General features: G+C 46.0%; 25 protein-coding genes and 2 tRNA genes. 15 read left to right on the top strand and 12 right to left on the bottom strand.

Features of this window, described 5'->3' with window-relative positions; all coding sequences use genetic code 11:
* Nucleotides 1-62 precede the first annotated feature (62 nt).
* The 11 genes from purE (at nt 63) to FHS57_RS03380 (ending at nt 8408) form a co-directional block, all read left to right on the top strand.
* Nucleotides 63-551 (top strand): 5-(carboxyamino)imidazole ribonucleotide mutase, encoded by a 489-nt coding sequence (gene purE, locus FHS57_RS03430; RefSeq protein WP_183971485.1) that lies wholly within the window; start codon nt 63-65, stop codon nt 549-551.
* Between the two features lie 104 nt (nt 552-655).
* Nucleotides 656-1369, top strand: a complete 714-nt coding sequence (locus FHS57_RS03425) for a LysM peptidoglycan-binding domain-containing protein (RefSeq protein WP_183971484.1) — start codon at nt 656-658, stop codon at nt 1367-1369.
* Between the two features lie 39 nt (nt 1370-1408).
* Nucleotides 1409-2041 (top strand): acetyltransferase, encoded by a 633-nt coding sequence (locus tag FHS57_RS03420; protein WP_183971483.1) that lies wholly within the window; start codon nt 1409-1411, stop codon nt 2039-2041.
* A gap of 262 nt (nt 2042-2303) precedes the next feature.
* Complete coding sequence (locus FHS57_RS03415; protein ID WP_183971482.1) at nt 2304-3647, top strand: site-specific integrase; 1344 nt, start codon at nt 2304-2306, stop codon at nt 3645-3647.
* A complete protein-coding gene (locus FHS57_RS03410) occupies nt 3647-4117 on the top strand; it encodes a DUF6932 family protein (protein ID WP_183971481.1) in 471 nt (156 codons plus the stop codon). Before FHS57_RS03415 ends, FHS57_RS03410 begins: the two co-directional genes overlap by 1 nt.
* Nucleotides 4118-4120: 3 nt before the next feature.
* Nucleotides 4121-4348 carry a hypothetical protein gene (locus FHS57_RS03405; RefSeq protein ID WP_183971480.1) on the top strand — a complete coding sequence of 76 codons (228 nt, stop codon included), beginning with the start codon at nt 4121-4123 and terminating at the stop codon, nt 4346-4348.
* A gap of 608 nt (nt 4349-4956) precedes the next feature.
* Nucleotides 4957-5763 (top strand): hypothetical protein, encoded by an 807-nt coding sequence (locus tag FHS57_RS03400; RefSeq protein WP_183971479.1) that lies wholly within the window; start codon nt 4957-4959, stop codon nt 5761-5763.
* 96 nt (nt 5764-5859) lie between these two features.
* Nucleotides 5860-6177, top strand: a complete 318-nt coding sequence (locus tag FHS57_RS03395; RefSeq protein WP_183971478.1) for a helix-turn-helix transcriptional regulator — start codon at nt 5860-5862, stop codon at nt 6175-6177.
* Complete coding sequence (locus tag FHS57_RS03390; protein ID WP_183971477.1) at nt 6177-6572, top strand: hypothetical protein; 396 nt, start codon at nt 6177-6179, stop codon at nt 6570-6572. Before FHS57_RS03395 ends, FHS57_RS03390 begins: the two co-directional genes overlap by 1 nt.
* Entirely contained in the window at nt 6569-6937 is a 369-nt protein-coding gene (locus FHS57_RS03385) for a hypothetical protein (RefSeq protein ID WP_183971476.1), read from the top strand. The genes FHS57_RS03390 and FHS57_RS03385 overlap by 4 nt, the downstream gene beginning before the upstream one ends.
* Before the next feature lie 106 nt (nt 6938-7043).
* The gene (locus FHS57_RS03380; RefSeq protein ID WP_183971475.1) at nt 7044-8408 is read left to right on the top strand and encodes a hypothetical protein; all 1365 of its coding nucleotides are present in this window, start codon (nt 7044-7046) and stop codon (nt 8406-8408) included.
* A 154-nt stretch (nt 8409-8562) separates the two neighbouring features.
* Here FHS57_RS03380 and FHS57_RS03375 read toward each other — a convergent pair.
* Nucleotides 8563-8634 (bottom strand) — tRNA-Arg (locus tag FHS57_RS03375).
* A 147-nt stretch (nt 8635-8781) separates the two neighbouring features.
* Between FHS57_RS03375 and FHS57_RS03370 the strand changes: the two genes are divergently transcribed.
* The 4 genes from FHS57_RS03370 (at nt 8782) to FHS57_RS03355 (ending at nt 12729) form a co-directional block, all read left to right on the top strand.
* Nucleotides 8782-10446 (top strand): amidase, encoded by a 1665-nt coding sequence (locus tag FHS57_RS03370; protein ID WP_183971474.1) that lies wholly within the window; start codon nt 8782-8784, stop codon nt 10444-10446.
* Nucleotides 10447-10464: 18 nt separating this feature from the next.
* Complete coding sequence (locus FHS57_RS03365; protein ID WP_183971472.1) at nt 10465-10893, top strand: energy transducer TonB; 429 nt, start codon at nt 10465-10467, stop codon at nt 10891-10893.
* Between the two features lie 108 nt (nt 10894-11001).
* The gene (locus FHS57_RS03360) at nt 11002-11463 is read left to right on the top strand and encodes a LexA family protein (protein WP_122929312.1); all 462 of its coding nucleotides are present in this window, start codon (nt 11002-11004) and stop codon (nt 11461-11463) included.
* A 3-nt stretch (nt 11464-11466) separates the two neighbouring features.
* Nucleotides 11467-12729: a Y-family DNA polymerase gene (locus FHS57_RS03355; RefSeq protein ID WP_183971470.1), complete on the top strand. Its 1263-nt coding sequence runs from the start codon at nt 11467-11469 to the stop codon at nt 12727-12729.
* Nucleotides 12730-12741: 12 nt separating this feature from the next.
* On the opposite strand, the gene FHS57_RS03350 is transcribed toward FHS57_RS03355, so the two are convergent.
* The 11 genes from FHS57_RS03350 to nadA form a co-directional block, all read right to left on the bottom strand.
* Nucleotides 12742-13431, bottom strand: coding sequence for a VOC family protein (locus tag FHS57_RS03350; RefSeq protein ID WP_183971469.1), 690 nt, complete (start codon nt 13429-13431; stop codon nt 12742-12744).
* 72 nt (nt 13432-13503) lie between these two features.
* Nucleotides 13504-13578, bottom strand: a tRNA-Val gene (locus tag FHS57_RS03345).
* Between the two features lie 29 nt (nt 13579-13607).
* Nucleotides 13608-14915, bottom strand: coding sequence for an MFS transporter (locus FHS57_RS03340; RefSeq protein WP_183971467.1), 1308 nt, complete (start codon nt 14913-14915; stop codon nt 13608-13610).
* A gap of 7 nt (nt 14916-14922) precedes the next feature.
* Nucleotides 14923-16374, bottom strand: a complete 1452-nt coding sequence (locus FHS57_RS03335) for an APC family permease (protein ID WP_183971465.1) — start codon at nt 16372-16374, stop codon at nt 14923-14925.
* Nucleotides 16375-16516: 142 nt separating this feature from the next.
* Nucleotides 16517-18994 (bottom strand): bifunctional glycoside hydrolase family 9 protein/polysaccharide deacetylase, encoded by a 2478-nt coding sequence (locus tag FHS57_RS03330; RefSeq protein WP_183971463.1) that lies wholly within the window; start codon nt 18992-18994, stop codon nt 16517-16519.
* A 152-nt stretch (nt 18995-19146) separates the two neighbouring features.
* The gene (locus tag FHS57_RS03325; RefSeq protein ID WP_028526294.1) at nt 19147-19983 is read right to left on the bottom strand and encodes a 1,4-dihydroxy-2-naphthoyl-CoA synthase; all 837 of its coding nucleotides are present in this window, start codon (nt 19981-19983) and stop codon (nt 19147-19149) included.
* Between the two features lie 93 nt (nt 19984-20076).
* Nucleotides 20077-20286, bottom strand: a complete 210-nt coding sequence (gene yidD / locus FHS57_RS03320) for a membrane protein insertion efficiency factor YidD (RefSeq protein ID WP_183971461.1) — start codon at nt 20284-20286, stop codon at nt 20077-20079.
* Between the two features lie 48 nt (nt 20287-20334).
* Complete coding sequence (locus tag FHS57_RS03315) at nt 20335-21231, bottom strand: nucleotidyltransferase family protein (protein ID WP_122929302.1); 897 nt, start codon at nt 21229-21231, stop codon at nt 20335-20337.
* 23 nt (nt 21232-21254) lie between these two features.
* A complete protein-coding gene (locus tag FHS57_RS03310; protein WP_183971459.1) occupies nt 21255-21398 on the bottom strand; it encodes a hypothetical protein in 144 nt (47 codons plus the stop codon).
* Entirely contained in the window at nt 21385-21969 is a 585-nt protein-coding gene (locus tag FHS57_RS03305; protein ID WP_183971457.1) for an ATPase, read from the bottom strand. Before FHS57_RS03305 ends, FHS57_RS03310 begins: the two co-directional genes overlap by 14 nt.
* Nucleotides 21970-21972: 3 nt before the next feature.
* Nucleotides 21973-22971: a quinolinate synthase NadA gene (nadA, locus tag FHS57_RS03300; protein ID WP_183971456.1), complete on the bottom strand. Its 999-nt coding sequence runs from the start codon at nt 22969-22971 to the stop codon at nt 21973-21975.
* Between the last annotated feature and the right edge of the window lie 105 nt (nt 22972-23076).

Genomic DNA, 23076 nt, shown 5'->3' with positions numbered 1-23076 from the left:
CGATAGAGTTGACAAAGCCGTCAAAAGCTCGTATTATAGCAACTAATACACACAAACACAGCATGGTAGGAATCATAATGGGCAGCCTCTCAGACCTCAAGGTCATGCAAGAAGCGGTTGATGTTTTAAAAGAATTTGGTATCGCTTACGAAATAGACATAGTGTCGGCGCACCGCACCCCCGAAAAAATGGTTGAGTACGGAAAAACTGCCCGTGCACGGGGACTAAAAGCCATCGTTGCGGGAGCAGGCGGAGCCGCTCATTTACCTGGCATGATTGCTTCACTCACTACCCTTCCCGTGATTGGAGTTCCAGTAAAAAGTAGTAATTCTATCGACGGCTGGGATTCGGTGCTGTCTATCTTACAAATGCCAAGTGGTGTTCCAGTAGCAACGGTTGCGCTCAACGGCGCTAAAAATGCGGGGTTGTTGGCCGTACAAATTGTAGGTACTTTCGACGAAAACGTAGCCAATCAACTCGCCGACTACAAAGAGTCTTTGAAGCAAAAAGTAGCCGAAATGAGCCTCGAAGCCCAAAAAACTGTGGCATAAAATTTGCCTTTGTTTTGCAGTCCCGTAGCTTGTTGCGGCGTTATTTCTGAGAATAGTACAAATCGGAAGTATCCTCAAATGTTCTCAACTTTTTTTTAATACACATGTCTGAAAACGAAAATAGAAACCGCCGTCCTGACGAGGCTTCTAAACTACCCTACATCTCTTTACTTGTTTTGGTTGCGATGATTGCTGGGCTACTTTATGTTGGCTATGAGTATATCGCCGACGATGCCGCCGACGTGGATCAGCTCTTAAACACACCCGTTGACCCCAACGCCCGTGAGCTTCAGCCTGTACCTGAAAATACAGACCCTGCAGCTGTTGCGTCCACTGAGCAAACCGAAAATGCCGATGTCGCTATCGACGATAAATCGACACCTGCGCCCGCTTCGGACGAAGAATTAGCGACTGCTACGCCACGCCCAGAAGAGGAAGAAACGCCTAAAAAAGCGGAAGAAAAACCAGTTGAAAAACCCAAACCCGTGGCGGTTGACCCTGGTGGCATTGAAATCACGCACGTTGTTCAGGCAGGAGAAACATTTTATGGTATTGCCAATCGCTACAATGTGCGTGGTACTACACTCAAAGGTAACAACCCAACTATTCAGGACGAAAGCAAAGACGTCAAATCGGGCGTAACCAAGATTAAAATTCGGGTACAGGCGATTCATACCGTAGGCCCAGGCGACATTTTACGGGTGGTAGCTGCCAAATATGGGGTGACAGTAGAGCAACTCATGGCCGCCAACAAAAAGACCCAAAACATCACTGCACGCGGCGAAAAGCTCATTATTCCATTTCCTGAAAAGAAATAGCGAAGGCGGCCGCATCCAGAAATCATCTGAAAATCATTTATGGAAAATCCAGTTCTTATTTTTGGGGCAAAAGGCTTAGGACTTGTTGCCTTAGATATTTTTCAACGTAACAATGTTGTTGTGTATGGCTTGCTCGATGACGACGCCTCACTCCACGGCAGCGAAATTGGTGAATACTCCGTTTTAGGCAACACCGACGACGACGGTTTTTTAAAACTTATTGGCAAAAAATGTGAAGCGTTTGTAGCCATCGAAGAACGGACTATCCGTCGCGACCTCGTCGAAATGCTCAACGAACGCCGCCACGTGATGCCCGTCAATGCCATTCACGATACAGCAGTTATTTCGGCGCTGTCCGAAATTGGCCACGGAAATTTGTTCGCTCCACGAAGCGTCGTCAACGCTACTGCCAAAGTGGGTAGTCACAGCATCCTCCAAACGGGAGCCATCGTAGAGCACGGTGCCGAAGTAGGCGACTTTGTCAATATTGGCGCTGGAAGCGTCGTTGGAAGCAACGTAACTATTGAAAACGACGCCTTCATTGGCTCAGGTGTAACCATCATCGCGGGAGTGACCATCGGCCAAGGTGCCAGCGTAGGGGCAGGCTCCGTAGTGGTAGAAAGCGTCCCAGCGGGAGGCCGAGTTTTTGGAAACCCTGCGAAGAAAGTGTAAGATTTTTATTGGAACGTCTCAATAACAAAAAAATCCCGTTGACTGGTCAGCGGGATTTTTTATGTGCGCCCGAAGGGACTCGAACCTCTGTATTTCACTTTATCACGCAAAAACAAAAAACACTAATTATCAGCTACTTAACAAAATACCTTATCTATCTTTATTAGAACAAATAAGGGTAAATAAGAAAAAAACGTCCCCTCTCGCGTCCCCTCGTATTTTTTCCATTATCTTTGTTTCCGTTCGATAAACGCAGAAATTCATGGGAAAAGTAATCACAAATCAGGCGCGTTTTGTGCTAAAAGAGCCTAATTCAGAAAAACCGACCTTGGTTTACCTTATTTGCCGCACGTGCGTCCCTCGTTTGAAGTACTCAACGGGGGTATCCATTCAGCCTTCTTTGTGGGACTCCACCACCGACCGCCCCACGGTTCAGACCAAAAAGTTTGACCGAACCACCAAAGAACAACTCGACGAAATCAGAAACCACCTCAACCGCATTGCCGACGCAGTGGGGGGTATCAACTCCCGTGTCAAGGCCGAAAAGATTGAACCGACCCCCGAATTTTTCAGGGCTGAACTCGACAAAGAATTTAATCTCAACAAACCCCGTAAAGTTGCCTCTACTCCTGAAAAACTCACCCTCTTTTCGTGGGTTGAAAAATTCATTGAGGAGTGCGCCAACGGAGAAAGAACCATTCCACGTACGGGCAAACGCTACTCTGAAAGTTCAATCAAAAACTATAAAAAGACCCTCAACCATTTACGGGCATTTCAGAAAAAGACCCGCTACCAAGTGGATTTTGATAAAATAGACCTTCATTTTTATCAGAAACTTATCAAGTACCTCAACGACGAAGGAAAGGCCACCAACACCAAAGGGGGGATTGTCAAGTATGTAAAGGTATTCATGCGTCAGGCGATGAAAGACAAGATGCACACCAATACTGCCTTTCAGGATGAGGACTTTGTAAAACCCGTGGAGGAATCAGAAAACATTTACCTCACCCTCGACGAAATCCAACGTATTTACAACCTCGACCTTTCGGCACGGGCTGGACTCGATCGCGTTCGAGACGTGTTCATAATTGGTTGTCACACGGGTTTACGGTTTTCTGACCTCAATCAGTTACAGCCCGAAAACTTCATCAATGATGGCAAATTTGTACGGGTAACGACACAAAAGACAGACCACCCCGTTTATGTTCCTCTTAAACCAGAGGTACGGGCAATACTCGCAAAATACGACGGCATACCGCCTCGCGTTCTGACCAATCAGCGAATGAACCAGTATTTGAAAGAAATTGCCGAACTGGCAGGGCTCAACGAAAAAGTAACCATTACCCAAACCAAGGGAGGTTTGAAAGTAACCAAGACACGCCAAAAATGGGAATTGGTCACAACCCACACCGCCCGCCGTTCTTTTGCGACCAATGCCTATAAAGAAGGAGTGCCAACCATTGACATAATGCGACTCACTGGACACCGTACCGAAACCTCGTTTATGAAATACATCAAAGTAACCAATGAGGAGGTAGCCCACCGAATGGCAGAACACCCATTCTTTACGCAGGAAAAACAGGGAGTCTTTAAAATTGCGAACTAATGGATTTTGACAACTACGGGCATTTAGTCCCCTACGACATTATTGATACTGACTTAGCAGCGTTTGAGCGAATATTTGTTACTGATTTTACTCATTCTTCTACTCGTTCAGGCATTTTTGAAGCATACCTAAACTACCTCTCCGACCTCAAGCAAATTATAGGAGGAGGGTTTTATCAATGGATTGACGGGAGTTTTACCACTCTTAAACGTAACCCAAATGACATTGACCTTGTAACGTTTATTGAAGCACAAACCCTTCAAAAACACGCGTCTGAGATTGGGAAATTACACAGCACTAATCTGTACCGAGGGCGCAAAATTGATGCGTACACAGTCGTAACTTATGAGCCAACTCACCAACATTATGACATTTTTCGCATGGATTATTTGGACTGGCTCTATCAATTCAGTCGAAACACACGTATTAAGGAAAATCCCAAAAAAGGAGTTATTCAAATCAAATTTTAAGCAATGGAACAGGTACTAGAAAACGAAGATTGGACATTACGAGTGTCCAGGCTCTTAGACCTCATTAAACGCTCTTTGGAAGCCATAGAACGGCACAAGGCAGCCAACAGCCCCGACTTTATTGTGGAGCAATACCAACACCTTCGGGACGAACATCTGGCCGAACTAGATGAATTATTGCAAGGCTCAAATATGACTATCCAGTTACGGAATGTAGGCAACGCAGCGTAGTTACTCATAGAATCTTTCGTAAACGAGTACTACACCCATTCTTTACGCAGCATAGGTGTGTTTTTTCTACAGGCGCACGCGTAACAAAGAGACTGCTACAATTGAAAAAATTTAACCAGTATTCAAGAAACGAGGCAGCACACCCACTACCTCTACCCAAAATGCCGCGTAAGGGTGTTTTTTCTACAGGCGCACGCGTAGGGGTGGAAAGATAGGACACTGTAAACAGCACAATAACATTAACACAAAATATTAAAATCAATGAGCACACAGGACAGAAACGACTTAATGGAGTACCTGGAAATAACTTCAAATCAGCGCGGGTACTTATCAACAGAAGAACGAACACGGCAGATTTACCGAGAGTTTTACACTTTCTTAGGCAATAGCCAACTTTCTGCATGGTATCCCGACTTTATCACCTACCTAAAACAGAATCTGTTATCGGAGTTTCATCTTTGTTTGCGCTACCTTAGAACCGTTGAATTTTTGCATTACAGGCAACAACTTGAAACTCATTTACAATAGCCTCAGCTACTCAGAGAGAGAACTAACCACTTTAATACAGTAGGTTAATTTCATGTTCGACTAACTTAACGCCATACAGGATGACACAAGAATCAATCAATGATTTGGTTAGAAGTGCAGCCAATAAAATCAAATCTGTCTTTGGAGATACTCCCACGGTTCATGTATTCCCCGCTGGGTTCAGAATAAATATCGCGACTGGTGAAACTGTTACATTGCCCCCAAGAAAAGGAGATAATAAGACACCTTTCGAGTCATTCTTTGATTTATTTTCGATGGTATTGTATCAACAATATTTGTTTGACATAGAGGCATATATTAACGCAGGTCTGAGCAAAGATTTACTACTGATAGATTTAAAAGACCAATGGACTGAACATCAAAGAAAGGCTAACAATCTTTTGCTAGAACAACGGGAATTAGAGTACTCTTTAGAATATAACCCCGATGAATTAGTATCAGTAGAACATTTCAGAAAAGAACTAGCACCTTGTCAGTTTGACCAAATCAGAGAACAACTTTATGCCGATTTTTATAATGAAGTAATCAAAGAACTAAACACAAAGAGCCAAAACGGCCTTACAGCGGCTCAATTCTGTTTTATAGAATACTTTTCCGAGGGAAAGTTAAACAGTGAACCTAACGAAGATAAAACAAAGTTTTACAAAAGACTATCTGACAAATACGAAAAGACAGAGGAAGACTTTAAAAAGGCCATTAAACGGGTTAATGGCATAATTGATAAAAATATAACTGAATCCCAAAAGAGATACATTAAAGACGATTTAGAAGTAGTAATAAAGTACTTTGATAACAACAACCAGTTAAAATTTAAAAACAAGGTAGTTGAATTTGCTCACACAAGGCAAATTTACCAAGATGGGTAAAATTAGGGAATTCCCTCGCCGTTCCCTCTTTCCCTAACTATAGACCTTTGCACTGTCGGAGTAAACTATCTAATAATCCCCTCCGATTGATGCAAAATGTTCTCCCAACAAACACTTCTTGTCTCCGTCGATACCGACACATTGGCAAAAATGATGCGCGACGCGGTGCGCGCTGAACTAGCCACTTACACACCACCGCCACCAAGCCCCAAAGACGTACTTCCTGAGTACTTGACACGCCACGAAACCGCGAAGCTCTACCGTATTTCGTTGATGACACTCTACGAGTGGGACAAAAAGAGGCTGATTCCGCAAAAAGTAACCCTCAATGGGCGCGTTCGCTACCGTCGTGATGAAATATTGGCCACGCTCGAAACTGCAAAACAGTTGAAGCACAAAAAACAGTCGGCCTAATGAAGAAACTTACTTATGCCCTAGACCGTGAAACGGGATGGTATAAACTCATCACAGCCCCGCCAACTGCCTCTACTCTCCCCAACGAATTGAAAGTGGAGGAACGCAAATCAGACAACGTACAGGCGCAAATAATTATTCATGGGCGCGAACGAATCCCCAAAGAGATTGACCCAAAGAGAGGGTGGAAATGGTTTACAGGTCTAAGAGAAACAAACCACGTAAACGTTTACTCTGGAAACTTCAGAACCTTTGGGCGTTACCGCGGCTCTTTCGTCGAAAACTACTGTTTGTTTCAGTTCTCCCCTGATTCCGAAACACTAACCCTGTTATTTTTTGACGGCCTTAAACGTCGATTTGGAGGCATTGACGATTTAATACCACTGCTACGATGACAGACAATAAAACCACACCCCCAAACGAGGAAAACGAACCGTCTGGGGACTATTTCGAGTCAATCCCCCAACAGCAGCCCGAAGGGTGGCCAAGTTCAGAATTTGAGGCAGTAGATTGGGAATCCGAAAACGACTTTCCAGAGTTTACAGAACTCGAAATGGTAATATTTCCAATTACTGAATTTGACGAATGGAAACCCGAAAACGAGTTTACAGAACTCGAAATGGAAAGTATGTTTCCAATGACAGAATTTGATGAATGGAAACCCGAAAACTATTGTCCAGAGCTCAATATCGAGATTACTACTGAGATTACAACCTTTGATTTTCAGGAATGGACTCCCCCTTCTGAACCTCAACAATAGAGCAATTAAAAAGGCCGCGCGGTGTCCCCGTACGGCCTTTATACTCACGCGTGTTCGACTAACGCGGAAAATTCCGAGTAGTGGCACAATATTACAACAAATTCAAATGTTTGATGGCATCAAGATACTCAACGCCCTGGGCGACATTGAGGCACTGAGCGAAAACGCCTACCTCGACTGGACAAACCACACACGTAACAGCACGGGCGAACTTGAAGGAAGAACCGCCCATTACAACAACCTTTTGTTTTCACTCAAAGGGAAGAACCTACGAATACAGGGAAGTTTACACAAATACTTTAACAGTGGCGAACACAACGCCAACGACTTTAACGCCCTCCAAGTAGAGGAAACTATCCAAGACCTCCAAAAACGTTTTAGAATCACCCCTAACAGTGTTTTAAACAACGTTGAGTTTGGTGTAAACATCCGTACCCCTTTTGCCCCAAAGAAGCTACTACAACGCCTAATTTGTTACAAGGGTGTTCCCTTTGAAAAAACCATAGACAACGGGGTAAACTTCTATCAGTGCAAACACGATAAATTCATTCTCAAGATTTACGACAAAGGCACACAATACGGCCTTAACTTCCATTTGCTCCGATTTGAAGTAAAAGTGCTAGGGATGCAGTTTTTCGCCTCCAAGAGCATTTCAATAAAAACCCTTCACGATTTAACCGACACCGCCAATTATCAACGTTTGGGCAGTCTCTTACTCGACTATTTCGACCAAATACTTTTCGACGAACCCCTCATTACTTCCGAAGGTCTTTCAGCAGGCCAAAAACATCTTTTGGACATAGGTCGAAACCCCAAAACATGGATTCGACCTCAGCGAGACGATTTCCTCACCGAAACCGACTATAACCGTACACGCCAAGAGCAAGGACGGCGCGAAAAGAAGTTTATCCAGTTGCTCCAAGACCACCCAAAGGCCGAACGATGGCAACAAAAAACCGCCGCGCTCATCGCCCAAAAGTGGGAAGAACTAACCTTAAAAAGTTGTCGCAAATGTCTCGACTTTCAGGACACAAATACACCTACCCAAAAAGGGGAAAATGTCGCAAATGTCAACTATACTTTAATTAGACATTTGCGACAATCAGACGAGCCACAAAACACGCTCCCAAAAAGAACCTGTAAAGTCACTGGCACCGACATATCCAACCAGAAAAACAACGCACTGTTTTTGACAGAAACCACCCTACGCAAAGGCCCCGATTTATTGACCGAACTTTGCTCACAGCACCAACACAAGAAAAGAAAGAGGCAGAACCACGACGAGGCGTATTACATTGCTCACAACATCCGCAACGAGTACCATAACGCCGCCAATAACCTACGTAATAAAATCCTCAAAATTCAAACGGCAAACTCACTATTTGACCAATCGGACACAATACGGCTCACCGAGGAGGAAAAACAACTTTTGGAACGGTGGAAGGGAACACCCTACGAAATCAAACTTTAGATAATGGCCAATACCAGAGTTCAAACGGAAGAAAAACTATCAAAAACTTTTAGTATATAAATCCTACGTATTAAAATCCGTCCCCTCACGCGTCCCCTAGAAAAAACAAAACTCACTAACTATCATACAGTCAGTGAGTTATCTATTAAAGTTGTGCGCCCGAAGGGACTCGAACCCCTATCGTTGGTACCGGAAACCAAAATTCTATCCATTGAACTACGGGCGCAAAAAACTCAAATGCTTACGTTATAACTACGGGCGCATTTTGAGCGAATCGGGCTGCAAATATACAGATTTGTACTAAATTGCAAACACCATTCGGGCTTTAATCGTTGCTATTATTAGTTCTACTTTACCATCAACCTAAAAATCAATGAGAAAACTTGTACTTCCCTTAGGGGTTATTGCTGCTTGCACAGGCAGTTTTTTGCTGGGAACAGCCTACCGACCTGCTGAAGCACCCATCACCGCCGACATCGCCAATTACGCCTCCAAGGTCTTTGGAATCGAATTTTCGGCCGCCGAACGGGATTCGATGCTCGATAACCTCAACGACCAACTCAAAGGTTTTGAGCGCGTTCGCAAAGTGCCGCTTACCAACGACGTTGCTCCAGCATTGCTTTTTGACCCCGTTCCCGTTGGATTTGAGTTTGAAAAAACCAAAAAGCCTTTTCAGGCCAGTGTCGTAGGAAAAGTGGCTTTGCCTCAAAACCGTGATAGTTTGGCGTTTTATACCGTGACCGAATTGGGGGCACTCATTCGTAACAAGCAAATTACGTCGGTGGAGCTAACCACCTTTTTTCTTGAGCGCCTCAAAAAATACCGCCCCACCCTGCTCAATGTCATTACCCTCACCGAAGATTTAGCGCTCAAACAAGCCGCACAGGCCGATGCTGAAATCAAGGCAGGCAAATACCGCGGGCCGCTGCACGGGATTCCGTACGGAGCGAAAGATTTATTGGCCAAAACGGGTTACCCAACCACTTGGGGCTCCAATATTTACAAAAATCAACAATTGCCCTACGACGCTACAGTCATTGAACGCCTCGAAAAAGCAGGAGCGGTTTTAGTGGCAAAAATGTCGGTAGGCGAATTTGCTTGGGGTGATGTCTGGTTTGAAGGTATGACCCGCAACCCTTGGAATACCAAAACGGGTGCAAGTGGCTCTTCGGCAGGTTCAGGCTCGGCAGTATCGGCGGGCTGTTTGCCATTTGCCATCGGAACCGAAACGTTAGGTTCTATCGTTTCGCCATCAACCGTCAACGGCGTTACGGGATTGCGCCCTACTTTTGGGCGGGTGAGCCGTTTTGGCGCGATGGCGCTGAGCTGGAGCATGGACAAAATTGGCCCCATGACTCGTTCGGTCGAGGATTGTGCACTGGTGTTTAATGCCATCGTTGGCCCCGACGGCAAAGACGCTACGGTTCGGGATTTACCTTTTAACTACGCCCCGCTTGCCACGCTGAAAGGAACGCGCATTGGTTATTTGAAAAAAGCCTTTGAATCAAATTACCCAGGCCGCGCCAACGACTCGTTGACCCTTGCCAAACTTCGTCAGCTTGGGGCAGAATTGGTTCCGTTTGAGCTTCCGTCGTATCCCGTTGGTGATCTTACTATTACGATTGGGGTAGAAGGCGGCGCTGCGTTTGACGAACTTACGTTAACCAACAAAGACGACCAAATGGTTCGTCAGGGTAAAAATGCGTGGCCTAACGAATTCCGTTCGGCTCGATACATTCCTGCCGTTGAGTACGTGCAAGCCCAGCGCGTTCGTAGCAAAATGATTCAAGATTTGTACCAAGTACTAAAACGAGAAAAAATCGACGTGTATATTACGCCCACGTATGCGGGTGGTAACCTGACGTACACCAACTTATCGGGACACCCAAGTATCTGTTTACCAAACGGCTTTAACCGAAACCGTATGCCAACCAGTATTACGTTCAGTGCCCAACTGTATGCCGAAGCCAAGCTATTGGCCGTCGCTAAAGTATATCAAGATGCCACTCCTTGGCACAAACAACACCCTAAATTGTAATTACAAAATTTAACCCTAATGATGAAAGCTGCGTTCGTTTTTAGTCTTTTCGTGGTTGCTGTTACGCTCTACTCGTGTGCACCCACTCAATCGGCCGCCAATGGGCAAGTTCGGGCGGTTTATAAAGAAGATGACAGAGAGCTAAGTACAAAACCTGAGCCGGTTGATAAAGCCGCATTTGAACAATGGCTCTACGAGCACAACCAACAACTCCAAGCGGCGGCAGCGCTCAAAGGTGTTGAAAAAGTTACGTTAGTACTCACGGTTGACGACCAAGGAAACCTGCTCAAACCCATGGTTTGGCGCGGTATTGGTGCTCCTTTCGACAATGAAGCACAGCGTTTGCTAAATGAGATTCCGTTGAAATGGAAGCCTGGCACCGTACGGGGCAAAGACGTCAATGTAGTAACGTATTACACGGTGTCATTTTTGAAAAAGGGAGAGTAGCAGTAACGGACACCCAAAAAAAGTATTATCGCCTAAATCGTTGATTTATATTGACAAACGTCTTTTTTATTGGTTAATTAGGGCTTTATCTCTAAGCCTTCATCATTGATGAGTTTGTTTTACCCCTTGCCCGAACAACCCGATGGGTTAACGATTTACGCATTTTTGGAACCCACTGAAAGTGTAAGCCTACCTTTCTACCACTCCTGTGTCGAAGCAGGTTTTCCTTCTCCCGCCGACGATTACGTGGAGTTATCGCTCGATTTACTCAAATACCTCGTCGATAAACCCCATGCCACGTTTTGCGTTCGTGTAAAGGGGAATTCAATGGAAGGGGCAACGATTGTTGATGGTTCGTTGTTGGTCGTGGATCGCTCGCGGGTGGTCAAAAACAACGACATTGTCATTGCGGTCATCAATGGAGAATATACGGTAAAGCGTTTTCGACGCGATAAGGGTAAAGTGTGGCTTATTCCCGAACATGCTGCTTACGAACCTATTCTTGTAACCGAAAGTATGGAGTTTATCGTTTGGGGCGTAGTGACGTTCATCATTAATCAACCCAAATAATGGATGTTTGCCCTGCTTGATTGCAATAATTTTTACGTAAGCTGTGAACGCGTTTTTGACGCAAAGCTAGAGGGAAAACCCGTGGTCGTTTTGAGCAACAACGACGGCTGCGTGATTGCCCGCTCCAACGAAGCGAAAGCGTTGGGGGTACAGATGGGTGCCCCCGCATTTTTGATGCAGGAGCTGTTCGACAAACAGCAGGTCGAAGTATTTTCGTCCAATTATGCCCTCTACGGCGACATGTCAGACCGCGTCATGAAGACCCTCTCGGAGCTAGTGCCTAGCATGGAGGTGTATTCGATTGACGAAGCGTTTCTCGATTTACGCAATATGCCCTACGAAAATTTGGAAGAACTAGCACTTCACATCCGCCAGACCGTTCGGCAATGGACAGGTATCCCTGTCAGTATTGGAATTGCTCCTACCAAAACCCTGGCCAAAATCGCGAATCATTACGCTAAAAAACACCAACCACAGCGAGGAGTTTATTTGATTGATACTGATACCGACGCCGAAAAAGCCTTACTCGCGACTCCCATCGAGGATGTTTGGGGAATTGGGCGGCGTTACAGTGAGATGTTACAAAAGCATCATATTATCAATGCCTTACAACTTGCCAATGCCAGCGAAGAATGGGTACGTCAAAAAATGAAAGTAGTAGGAGTACGTATGCTGCGTGAACTTCAAGGTGAAATTTGTTATCAGCTCGACACCGAGCCTGCACCCAAAAAAGGCATTTGTGTTTCTCGCTCGTTTGGCAAATCGTTGTCGGAACGAAAACCAATTGAAGAAGCCGTGGCTACTTTTGCGGCTCGTTGCGCTGCCAAGCTACGAAAACAGCAAAGCTGCGCCCACATCTTGCACGTATTCTTATATACCAACCCCAACCGCCCCGATCAGCCTCAGTATTTCAACTCCAAAGTCCTTCATTTGCCGACTGCGACCAGTAGTAGTTTTGAAATTATTCGCTATGCCCTCAGAGGGCTTGAACTCATTTTTAAGGAAGGTTATCACTATAAAAAAGCGGGGGTAATGATCAGCGGTATTGTGCCCGAAAATCAAGTACAAATCTCCCTTTTTGACGGACGTAAGCGTCAATTAGATACGCAAGCGATGCGGGTACTCGACGAACTCAACCGCCGTATGGGCCGCGATACGGTGCGGGTAGCGGTTCAGGGATTTGACCGCAACTGGCATTTGCGTCAAGAGCGCAAATCGCGGTGCTATACCACTCGTTGGCAAGAACTGCTGGAGGTCAAAGCGTAAAAAAAGAACAAATCATAAGCACACCGCTAACTTTCCATCATTAAACTCAAGCTGATAATCACAAGGGGTGTTGACACCAACACGAATGCCAACGCCTACGTTGTATTTTTGAGCTTGGTGTGAAGTGGGGTACCAATTTCTGTGCACCGTAGAAATGACAAATAAGCCGTTATCGTCGCCCATTGCCACAAAATCAGAGCATTTGGGGCCTTTGTCGAAATAACCTACCCCCGTTTTTTCCAGAATTTCTTCGGCCAGTGTCAACGGCTCCTCCGTTACGATTCCCACTTCATTGAGGCACAAAATACCCTCCGTATCAAACGCCTTTGCTGAGTTATTTTGTAACCCTTCGCGCCCAATAAACTCTAAAATATTTTGGTTAGAATCGTAGAAATAAATCGCTTGGGCTTTCCAATCCTTAAAATCAACGATTTGTTTTTGGTCCTCGTTGGGAATCAGTTGTACCCTCGTTGACAACCAAGTCAACGCTTCTTGCATCTTGTTTAACGAAATATTGAACGCAAAATGATAGGTAGGGCACACTTCTGTCTCAGTCAGCTCAAACGTCAATCGAGAAAAATGAACGGCGTACGAAAGCGAACGTTCGGTTTTTTCAACCAATTGCAACCCCAACGTAGTTGAATAAAACTCCTCGGTTGCTTTTAGGTTGTTGGTCTGAAGGGTTAGGGCTAAAATTTTCATGGTGCTTGCTGTTTTATTGGATTAAAAACAAAAACTGCAACTAACTATGAAAAGCTAATTGCAGTTTTGAAGTAGGACCTAACGGGCTCGAACCGATGACCTCTGCCCTGTCAAGGCAGCGCTCTGAACCAACTGAGCTAAGATCCTAGCAGGTTTCGGCCACAAATATAGTAACTTTATGTACCACTCAAGGGAGTTCGGTAAATTTTTTGCGAAGGAATTCGACGTAAAATCAACAGACCAAGCACAAAAATGAACGCCAAAAACAAAAGACTGTTCCGCATTCCCGAAAGTTGGGTGATAATTCCGAAGATGGTTGTTCCCAAAAACGTCGAAAACTTGTCGCAAGCGTCGTAAAAGCTAAAATACGAAGCCGTATCGGGCGTATTTTCGGGTAAAAGTTTGGCGTACGTAGAGCGTGAAAGCGATTGAACACCTCCCATCACAAAACCAATCATGGCAGCCAAGCCGTAAAACTCCAGCTCAGTATAGACAAAGTAGCCCGACACGCACACGCCAATCCAAATGAATAGAATCAAGGCAATGGTTTTGGTATTCCCCCATTTTCCCGACAAAACCGCCGCAAAGTAAGCACCAACAATGGCCAAGATTTGCAACAACAAGATGGTCACAATCAGTGCATTATCTGGCAAGTGAAGTTCATTACTTCCAAACAGGGTCCCGATGTACATCACGGTTTGAACCCCCATGTTATAGAAGAAAAATGATACCAAAAACCGCTTGGTAATGGGCAAATGGTTGAGCTCGGCCAACACTTTTTTCAGCTCGCGAAAGCCGTTCCAAATCCACCCGCCCGTACGTGCTTCGTTGGAAGGAGTTCCGTTGGGCAAGTAATAAAAAGGGATTTGTGCAAAACCAATCCACCATACCGCCACCGTCACAAACGAAATACGGCAGGCTGTTCCCGAGTCAATTCCACCGTACCATTCGGGTTTGATGAGCATAGTCAAGTTAAAAATCAACAACAAGACACTCCCAACGTACCCCATCGTAAAGCCCCGCGCCGACAGTTTGTCGAAGCGGTTTTCGGTAGCGATTTCGGGCAAGTACGCGTTATAAAACACTATACTCCCCGACCAGCCAATGAGCGAAAGTGTAAACGCCAAAATCCCAATCGTGAGGTGTTCACGGTCAAAGAAGTACAACCCCAAACAGCTCAACGCTCCCAAATACACAAAAAACTGCATGAAGCGCTTTTTCTGTCCGCTAAAGTCGGCAATCGCTCCTAGAATCGGATTGACTACCGCAATGAACAAAAACGCAAACGACACTGCAAACGAAAACAAGGCCGAGTTGTTGACGGTCAACCCCAAAAACTCGACATCAGGGCCCCCTTGCGCATTGACGGCCGTATTGCTAAAATAAATGGGAAAAATTGCCGATACAATCACCAGTGCATGGACAGAGTTGGCCCAGTCGTACATGCACCACGCGTTCAGGATAGAGGGTTTATTCTTTTCCATAGTTGGATTAAGCCTTTCTGGTTTTTGTCGTAAAATAATACACAGGTACGCCAATCGCTGCAATCAATAGCCCCATGCCAGTATCAAAACGGGTTTTGTCATCAATCAACAAAATCAAACAAATACCAAATGTAACAACGAGGTACAAAATGGGCACCAACGGATAACCAACCGCTTTGTAAGGGCGCTCAGTATTGGGTTCTTTGCGGCGAAGCACAAAAATACCCGCGATGGTCACCATATAAAACAACAACGAACCAAAGGTGCAGTAGTTGAGAAGTTCGCCGTACGTGCCCGAAAGACACAACAAACTCGCCCACAAACACTGCAACCAAAGCGCTTTGGCAGGCACGCCGTTTTCGTTGAGGGTAGAAGCTTGTTTCAAGAAAAGGCCGTCTTGCGCCATGGCGTAGTACAAACGTGCGCCCGCCAAAATAAGGCCATTGTTGCACCCAAACGTCGAAATCATAATCAAAGCCGCCATAATCCCCGCCGCCGAATCACTAAAAATCACCGACATGGCAGCCGTAGCCACGCGGTCGTAGTCGGCAAACTGAATCCCTTTTGCCAGTACATCGACGCCGTCGGGAGTACCTTTGAGCGGAAGAATGCTCAAGTAAGCAAGGTTGGCCAACAAATAAATGACGGTTACGATAAGTGTTCCTAAAAACAAACTACGCGGAATATTACGCTTAGGGTCTTTGATTTCGCCCGCAATAAAGGTCACGTTGTTCCACGCATCCGACGAAAACAAAGAACCAATCATCGACACGCCCAAGGCCATCACCAATGCCATGCCTCCGATGGCAGTGATGCCCCCTTCGCTGGTTGCCTTGGAAGCATCCCACGCATTTTCAAGATTTTGGGACAACATTCCACTTTTAAAACCATAACCAAGTCCTACCACAATAAGCCCAAACAAAGCCACCAATTTGGCGATGGTAAAGGTATTCTGAATCATTTTTCCGCTCTGAATCCCTTTGGTATTAATAAAAGTGAGCAAAATAATGCTTGCAATGGCATACAGCGACCCCACCGACACCTTGATGGAGCCAAGGGTAACAAGGATATTTTCTGGATTGAGAATGGGAAAAAACACCGCAGAGAATTTTGTAAAAGCCACGGCCACCGCCGCAATCGTCCCCGTTTGGATCACCATAAAGACCGTCCAGCCATAAACGAAACTCAACAAGGGGCCAAACGCCCGCTGGATATAAATGTACTGTCCACCCGCTTTGGGCATCATTCCTGCCAACTCTCCGTAGCTCAATGCCGCCGCCACAGTGACCAAGCCTGTAATGAGCCACGTCAACAAAAGCCAGCCCGTAGAACCGACGTTTCGGGACATATCAGCACTTACAATAAAAATACCAGAGCCAATCATGGCACCAGAGACCAACATGGTTGCATCGAGCAACCCTAGCGACTGTTTAAATCGCGCAGAAGTAGAATCAGACATGTGGAAAACGAGAAGGTTAGGTTTTTGAGTTGAGGCAAATATAAAGATATTATTGGTGTTCTGGCTATGACAAAAGACCGTTTAGGCGAAAATAGCGACGTAATTGTGAGGTAATAGTTAGGCAAGAAACAATCACTCCTAATCAAAACCTCCCAAAGCGATACCCTTTGGCTTGCAGATCTTTGAGCAGTTGGGACAGATAATTATAAAATTTATCGGTACGGCGTGGGTCTGTCCCGCTATGAATCAGTACAATTGCCCCATTCAAATCAGTAGAGGACGTCTTTTCAACGTTCATCAATCGGTCGTAGAGCTGCTCGCTGCTGCGGTAATTGGGTAAGTCGGGCCAGGTATAATCAGCGTTTGTTCCTGTTCCTGGCGTAAAGTTTACCATCGTCAAACCCAAATCACGCGTCCAGTTCTCCACAACAGCATTGTACCACTCATAGGGAGGCATAAACACGGAAGTTTGCTCAGGACGCAGTCTCAATTTAGCCAATTCCGCAAAATTATCGCGCAGGTCTTTTTCAAATTGGGCTTGGGTCACCAGCAGCGAATCGCGTTTTCCCCAGTCACAATACAACAAATGCTTATCGGAGTGCATTCCCACATAATGCCCTTCCTGAATCATTCGGCGAATGGCGGGTTGAAAGGCTGGATTTCGTAGAAAGTCGCCCGTCAGGAAGAAGGAAGCTTTCACGTTTTGTTGCTTTAACGCATCTAGTACACTCAAGTTTCCTTCCCCAAATTCGTGCCCCGTAAAGGTCAAATACACTTGTTTTTGGGTGGTATCCATTCGTATCCACGCACCCTGTGGCTCTTTGACGGCTTTTTTTGTTTGCGACTGACCTTCCTTTTGGTACGCCGACAAAATATAACTCAAACTTGCCGTTCCGTCCATGGTCGGTTCGTTGGTCGAATAATCCCCATAATCGTCGTGATACACCACCAATTTCGACTGAAAATCAGCGTATTCGTCAGGACTATACAAGGTTATCCCAATCAGTTTCCCAAAAATACTTCCGTAAATAGGCCCGTCTATTAGCCCCCCGTCAATGCGGTAATTGTACAAATGCGTAAAGGCCGAATGCGGGTCATTGGGCCAATCTCCTCCCTCGGGCAAGCCACAAACCATGCTCGTTCCCCACGGATTGCAGCCAAATAGCCAATCGCGCATAGCAGCTTCTACTTCTTCGTATTGGTGGTCTTGGGTAAGGTTTCGATACAAGTGGAGTTGGGTTAAAATCCCGACGGTCAGGTTATTAGAACACCAAATAAACGGTACTCCATTTAAAAAGGGATTGGTTTCGCCGCGCGCTTTTACTTTATCTATTCCCAATTTCATCAACTGGCGAAACTCCGTTTGCGTGACATTGCTATGTTTGGAAAGCCAGTAATGGCCCAAATTCACAAACGGATACCACTGGTAATGTTTGGCAGTATCGGCACCCATCCACGGCGTACTAGGCTCTTTTCGTCCAAACGCCGCCGCTTCTTTCCACAACGTAGCACCCGCCGTGGTCGTTTGTGCCAGTTGTGCTGCTGCCAATTCCATGTCGTCCACGTAATTGTCTTCTTCGTAAAAATACGGAGCACGACCTGGCGCCGTTTGGCACACCCCAGGAAACCGTTTGCCGTACTCATACGCATCTTTGGCTTTTTGAAGCAAATTTTCTGCAAATGTTGGGTAATAATTGGCCAATACCTGACTTCCCAACGCAAAAGCCGACGCATATTTCCCTGCCGTGGAAGCGACTCCCGTTGTACGATTTTTGTACTTAAAAAGTCCTTGTGGCTGCCCCGTTACGCGATAAACAGGACGTCCTAGTCCCCAATTGGGGTTATAAACAATGACGTCTTTGTTGGGCAAACGCATCCCTGCGTGGTCGCGGTCGTCGGCCAATTGGTTGTACATCACGTCTTTTTCGGGATTCATTTTGACCAACCAATCTAGCCCCCATTTGGCTTCGTCCAACACATCTGGAATGCCATTGGGTTTGGGATGACCTGCGGCATCGTGCTTATCGCCAAAAGACTGCGGGTTTTGTTGGTAGGCAAACAGCAGTTGGTACGTGGCATTGGCCGAAGTAGCCACGTATTGCAAATAATCCGAGGCATCGTGCCAGCCCCCCGACGCATCGATAAACGTGCCATTTTTGGTAGAATCGGGATGGTAAATGATGTAGCCGTCTTGGCGGTGGCAGGAGTCTTTCAAAAATGGATTGTACCCGCGGCGTTGTTGGCGCATGTATTTCAACACAAAATCGGCCGTGCCGTCATAAACGTCGTTGGCAATTCGGAAATTGGGAGAGCGTACACCCGCCGCGCGCAAATAATACGCCCCTGTTTTTTTTAAAGTACTGAAATTGAGTCGAAAACCTGACTTAAACGCCGCATACGCCCCGAAGGTTTTTACCGATTTAGACGACCATACGACCTTGTCTGTGAGCGCTTCGCATACCTCAAACGACGAAACACTGGGCCATTCTTTGCTGACCAGCACCGCTACTTTGGTGGAATTGGGCAAATACCCCAATTGGTTGATACGTATCCATGACGTTTGGGCAAGTAGTGTATTGCACACTAGGCAAAAAAAGGCGAATACGGAGATTTTTTTCATGTGTTGAAGAAGTGTAATGAAACGGAAAACCTATCAGGTTTTATCCTCTATCGAGAACGAAACCTTGTAGGTTTAGGCAAAAAACACGCAACCAAACCTATCAGGTTTTGTACTCCATCGAGAACAAAACCTGATAGGTTTAGGCCCAATTTTTACGAAAAACGCTCAAACTTATCCCAATTTGGTTTGCGTTTTTCAAGAAACGCATCGCGCCCTTCTTGCGCCTCTTCGGTCATGTAACCTAAGCGAGTCGCTTCTCCTGCAAACAATTGCTGTCCCACCAAGCCATCGTCCACGAGGTTGAAGGCAAACTTCAACATCCGAATCGCCATTGGGCTCTTGCCCAAAATCTCCTGCGCCCACTGAAAGGCTGTATCTTCGAGTTCGTCGTGAGGCACTACGGCGTTGACCATGCCCATTTCAAAAGCCTCTTGAGCCGAATAATTACGTCCCAAAAAGAAAATTTCGCGGGCGCGTTTTTGTCCAATCATCCGTGCCAAATAAGCCGAACCGTAACCTGCGTCGTAGCTGGCAACGTCGGCGTCGGTTTGTTTAAAAATAGCGTGTTCTTTGCTGGCAAGCGTCAAGTCGCAGACAACGTGTAGGCTATGCCCTCCACCTACAGCCCATCCTGGCACCACCGCAATCACGGGTTTGGTCATAAAACGGATTTGTCGCTGTACTTCCAAAATATTGAGGCGGTCGCGGCCATCTTCGGCGCGGTAGCCTCCTTTTTGGCGGGCTTTTTGGTCACCCCCTGAGCAGAAAGCCCAAATCCCGTCTTTGGGCGAAGGCCCCTCGCCCGACAACAGCACCACACCTACTTTGGGGTCGTGGGTGGCATCTTCAAAAGCATTGAGGAGTTCAAAAGTGGTTTTGGGGCGGAAGGCGTTGCGCACTTCGGGGCGGTTGAACGCGATACGGGCAACGCCGTCGCATTTTTTGTAGGTAATATCGGTGTATTCTTTGGCCGTAATCCAGTTTGGCATAGTCGTAGTTTTTTCTACAAATATGCTGGTGGATTTTGATTTTTCCGAAAACAAAACTTCCCGAAAGTAATAAAACTTTCGGGAAGCTAGTCACTAAGGTACGGGGTCGTGGCCGTGCCCACCCCAAGGATGGCAGCGGCCAATGCGCTTGAGACCCATCCAACCGCCCTTGAGCGCACCGTGCTTTTGCACTGCCTCAATCATGTACTGAGAGCAGGTAGGTGAATATCGGCACGAGTTGGGCAAGTACGGTGACAACATCACCTGATACGCCCGCACAAAAAAAATAAGGATGGTTTTCATAAGGGAATCCCCCCTCTCCTTTCTGGAGAGGGGGGCAGGGGGGGGAGGTTACCACAACTGATTCGGATACTTTCCGTCGTCGTGCAATTTCTTCAAGGCTGCTTGTACCGTCGGTTTGTCTTCGGGATAAGTCACCCCAAACCACTCAGAGGCGTTAGGAATCACTTTGAGTTTTCCTTTTCCGCTCTTAATGAGGTGCGTAGCCACCACGGGAATGTAAAATTCCGCCTTGGGAGCGTTGTAATTATGCCGCGCATAGTCGGCAAACAATTCGTTTGTAATCGGGAACACCGAAGGCTTAAAGCCCCAAAAGTTCATCGAAACGGGCGTTTCGGGCGTAAGTTCGGTAAGGTCGCCGCTCTCGTCGAAGAAAATTTTTCCGTCTTGCGGGAAAATTTTGGTGCGTTCGGTCACCACGTCCAAGTATCCTTCGTCGTTTACCTCACACACCCCGCGCGATACGGTTCCGTTTTCCGAAAGCGTCTTTTGCACTTGGTACGCAATGAGGGTATGTTCCGAATCGTCGGCACTTGTTGTCAAGAAGTCGGCCACCAATTGAAACGCTTCAAGGCCGTAAAAATCGTCGGCATTGATGATGGCAAAAGGCGTTTGGGTTTGTTCCCATCCGCACAACATGGCGTGCCCAGTTCCCCAAGGTTTTGAGCGCTCAATCGTCCCCAATTCCTCAGGTACGTGGCTCTGAAACCCTTGAATGGCGTAATCGTAGTCGATTTTACCTTGAAGTTTGGGGCCAAATATTTCTTCAAAATCGTTTTTTAGCTCTTCGCGAATAATAAAAACAATCTTGCCAAAGCCCGCACGAATCGCGTCGTAGAGCGAATAATCAATGATAGTTTCGCCGTTGGGGCCAAATTGGTCAAGTTGTTTGATGCCGCCATAACGGCTTCCCATGCCAGCGGCAAGAATTAAGAGGGTGGGTTTCATTGGATAAATTATAGTTACAGAGTTTACTTTGGTTGAGGTTTGGACGAAAAATGGGCGGTTGATTTACGCTTTTTTTCGGCTTCCAATTCCGCAGGGATGTGTTGATAAGCTTTTAGCAACGCTTTCTCTACTTTTTCAAACAAAGGGTCTCGTTTAAGAATTTTCATTGTTATTGATTTTAAGCCAAAGTTCTGAGTTTTCAACAATCATATCACCTTGTGGCAATCGTTCCGCAATTCGCAAGGGATGCCCCTCAGTATAATCAGAGTTATCAAAGATGATCCACTTATCTACCAAAGGCATAAATAGTCTTATCAAGTTTTTAAGTCCACCCCAATAACGACGTACAATCACTTCAGTAGCGATATAATGTCCTCCTTGCCTAACACGTCGTGCCACTCTCTCAACGGCATGATTTGGGCTTTCTAACCAAAAATAGATGAGTACTACTTCATATCCCATCTGCTGTGCCTTCTTCACAAGATTAATGTAGGATTTGGTAGCAAGCGTTGTTTCAATTACAAATGTTACTTTTTGGGTTAAGCAGTTTTCGATTTCAATTAACATTTGTCTGCCCGCCTCCATTGCCACCGATTCAGGAGATGTGGGATTGAGATTGGCTGCTATCAAATCTGCATTAATAAACGTATTTACTTGAAATACATCTGGCAAAAGCACTTTAGCTGCCGTCGTCTTTCCTGCTCCATTAGGTCCTGCTATGATGTACAAAGTAGGCATTCGCTAGAGATTTTTACTCATCTCCAACATTCTATCTACCGATTGGTAGGCTTTTAGGCGAATGTCTTCGGGCACGTTGATTTCGGGTTGTTCGTACAAAAGTGCGTTGTAGAGTTTCTCCACTGTGTTCATTTTCATATACGGACACTCGCTGCACGCGCAAGTATTGTTTTCGGTAGCGGGGGCAGGGATTATTTTTTTTCCCGTTCCCGCTGCTGCTTGCTTCATTTTGTGCAAAATCCCCGCTTCGGTGGCCACAATAAACTCGTCGTGGGCGCTTTCACTCACAAACTTCAAAATGGCGGTTGTTGAGCCCACAAAGTCGGCTTGAAGCAAGATGTTGTCTTTACATTCGGGGTGAGCAACTAGGAGCGCATTGGGGTATTTTTCGCGGAGGGCTTTCAGTTTTGCTTCCGAAATATCCACGTGAACGATGCACGCCCCGTCCCAAAGTACCATGTCGCGGCCCGTTTTTTTCGAGACGTAGCGTCCTAAATTAGCATCGGGAGCAAAAATGATTTTTTGGTCTTTGGGCAACTGTTCCACAATCTTCACGGCGTTCGACGACGTCACGATGATGTCCGACAATGCCTTGATTTCGGCCGAGCAGTTGATGTACGAAAGCACCAAATGATCGGGGTATTGGGCTTTGAAGGCCGCAAATTTATCGGCAGGGGCCGAATCGGCCAGCGAACAGCCCGCGTTCAAATCAGGAATGACAACTTTTTTCTCGGGACTAAGGATTTTGGCCGTTTCTCCCATAAAATGAACGCCACAAAACACAATCATGTCGGCAGGCGTACTTGCCGCTTGTTGCGACAACCCGAGGCTATCGCCGATGTAGTCGGCTAAGTCCTGAATCGATCCGTCCACGTAGTAGTGCGCCAAGATAACGGCGTTTTTTTCTTTGCGAAGTCGATTGATTTCAGCGACCAAATCAAGGTCAGGTGCGGCGGTTTCGCGCACGTATCCGTATTTTTTTACTTGTTCGAGAATTTCCATTGTCAACTAATATTTGGCTCAAACTTACACAATTTGTTTTTTGATTTTAAGTAGATTTTTTTGAATTTCAAGGAAGAGTCGTCTTTTAATCCGTAATTTGGAGCT

The organism is Runella defluvii (assembly GCF_014195535.1).
Classification (GTDB): domain Bacteria; phylum Bacteroidota; class Bacteroidia; order Cytophagales; family Spirosomataceae; genus Runella; species Runella defluvii.
The sequence above is the reverse complement of the archived record's forward strand: the minus strand, read 5'-3'. Positions and strand labels throughout refer to the sequence as shown.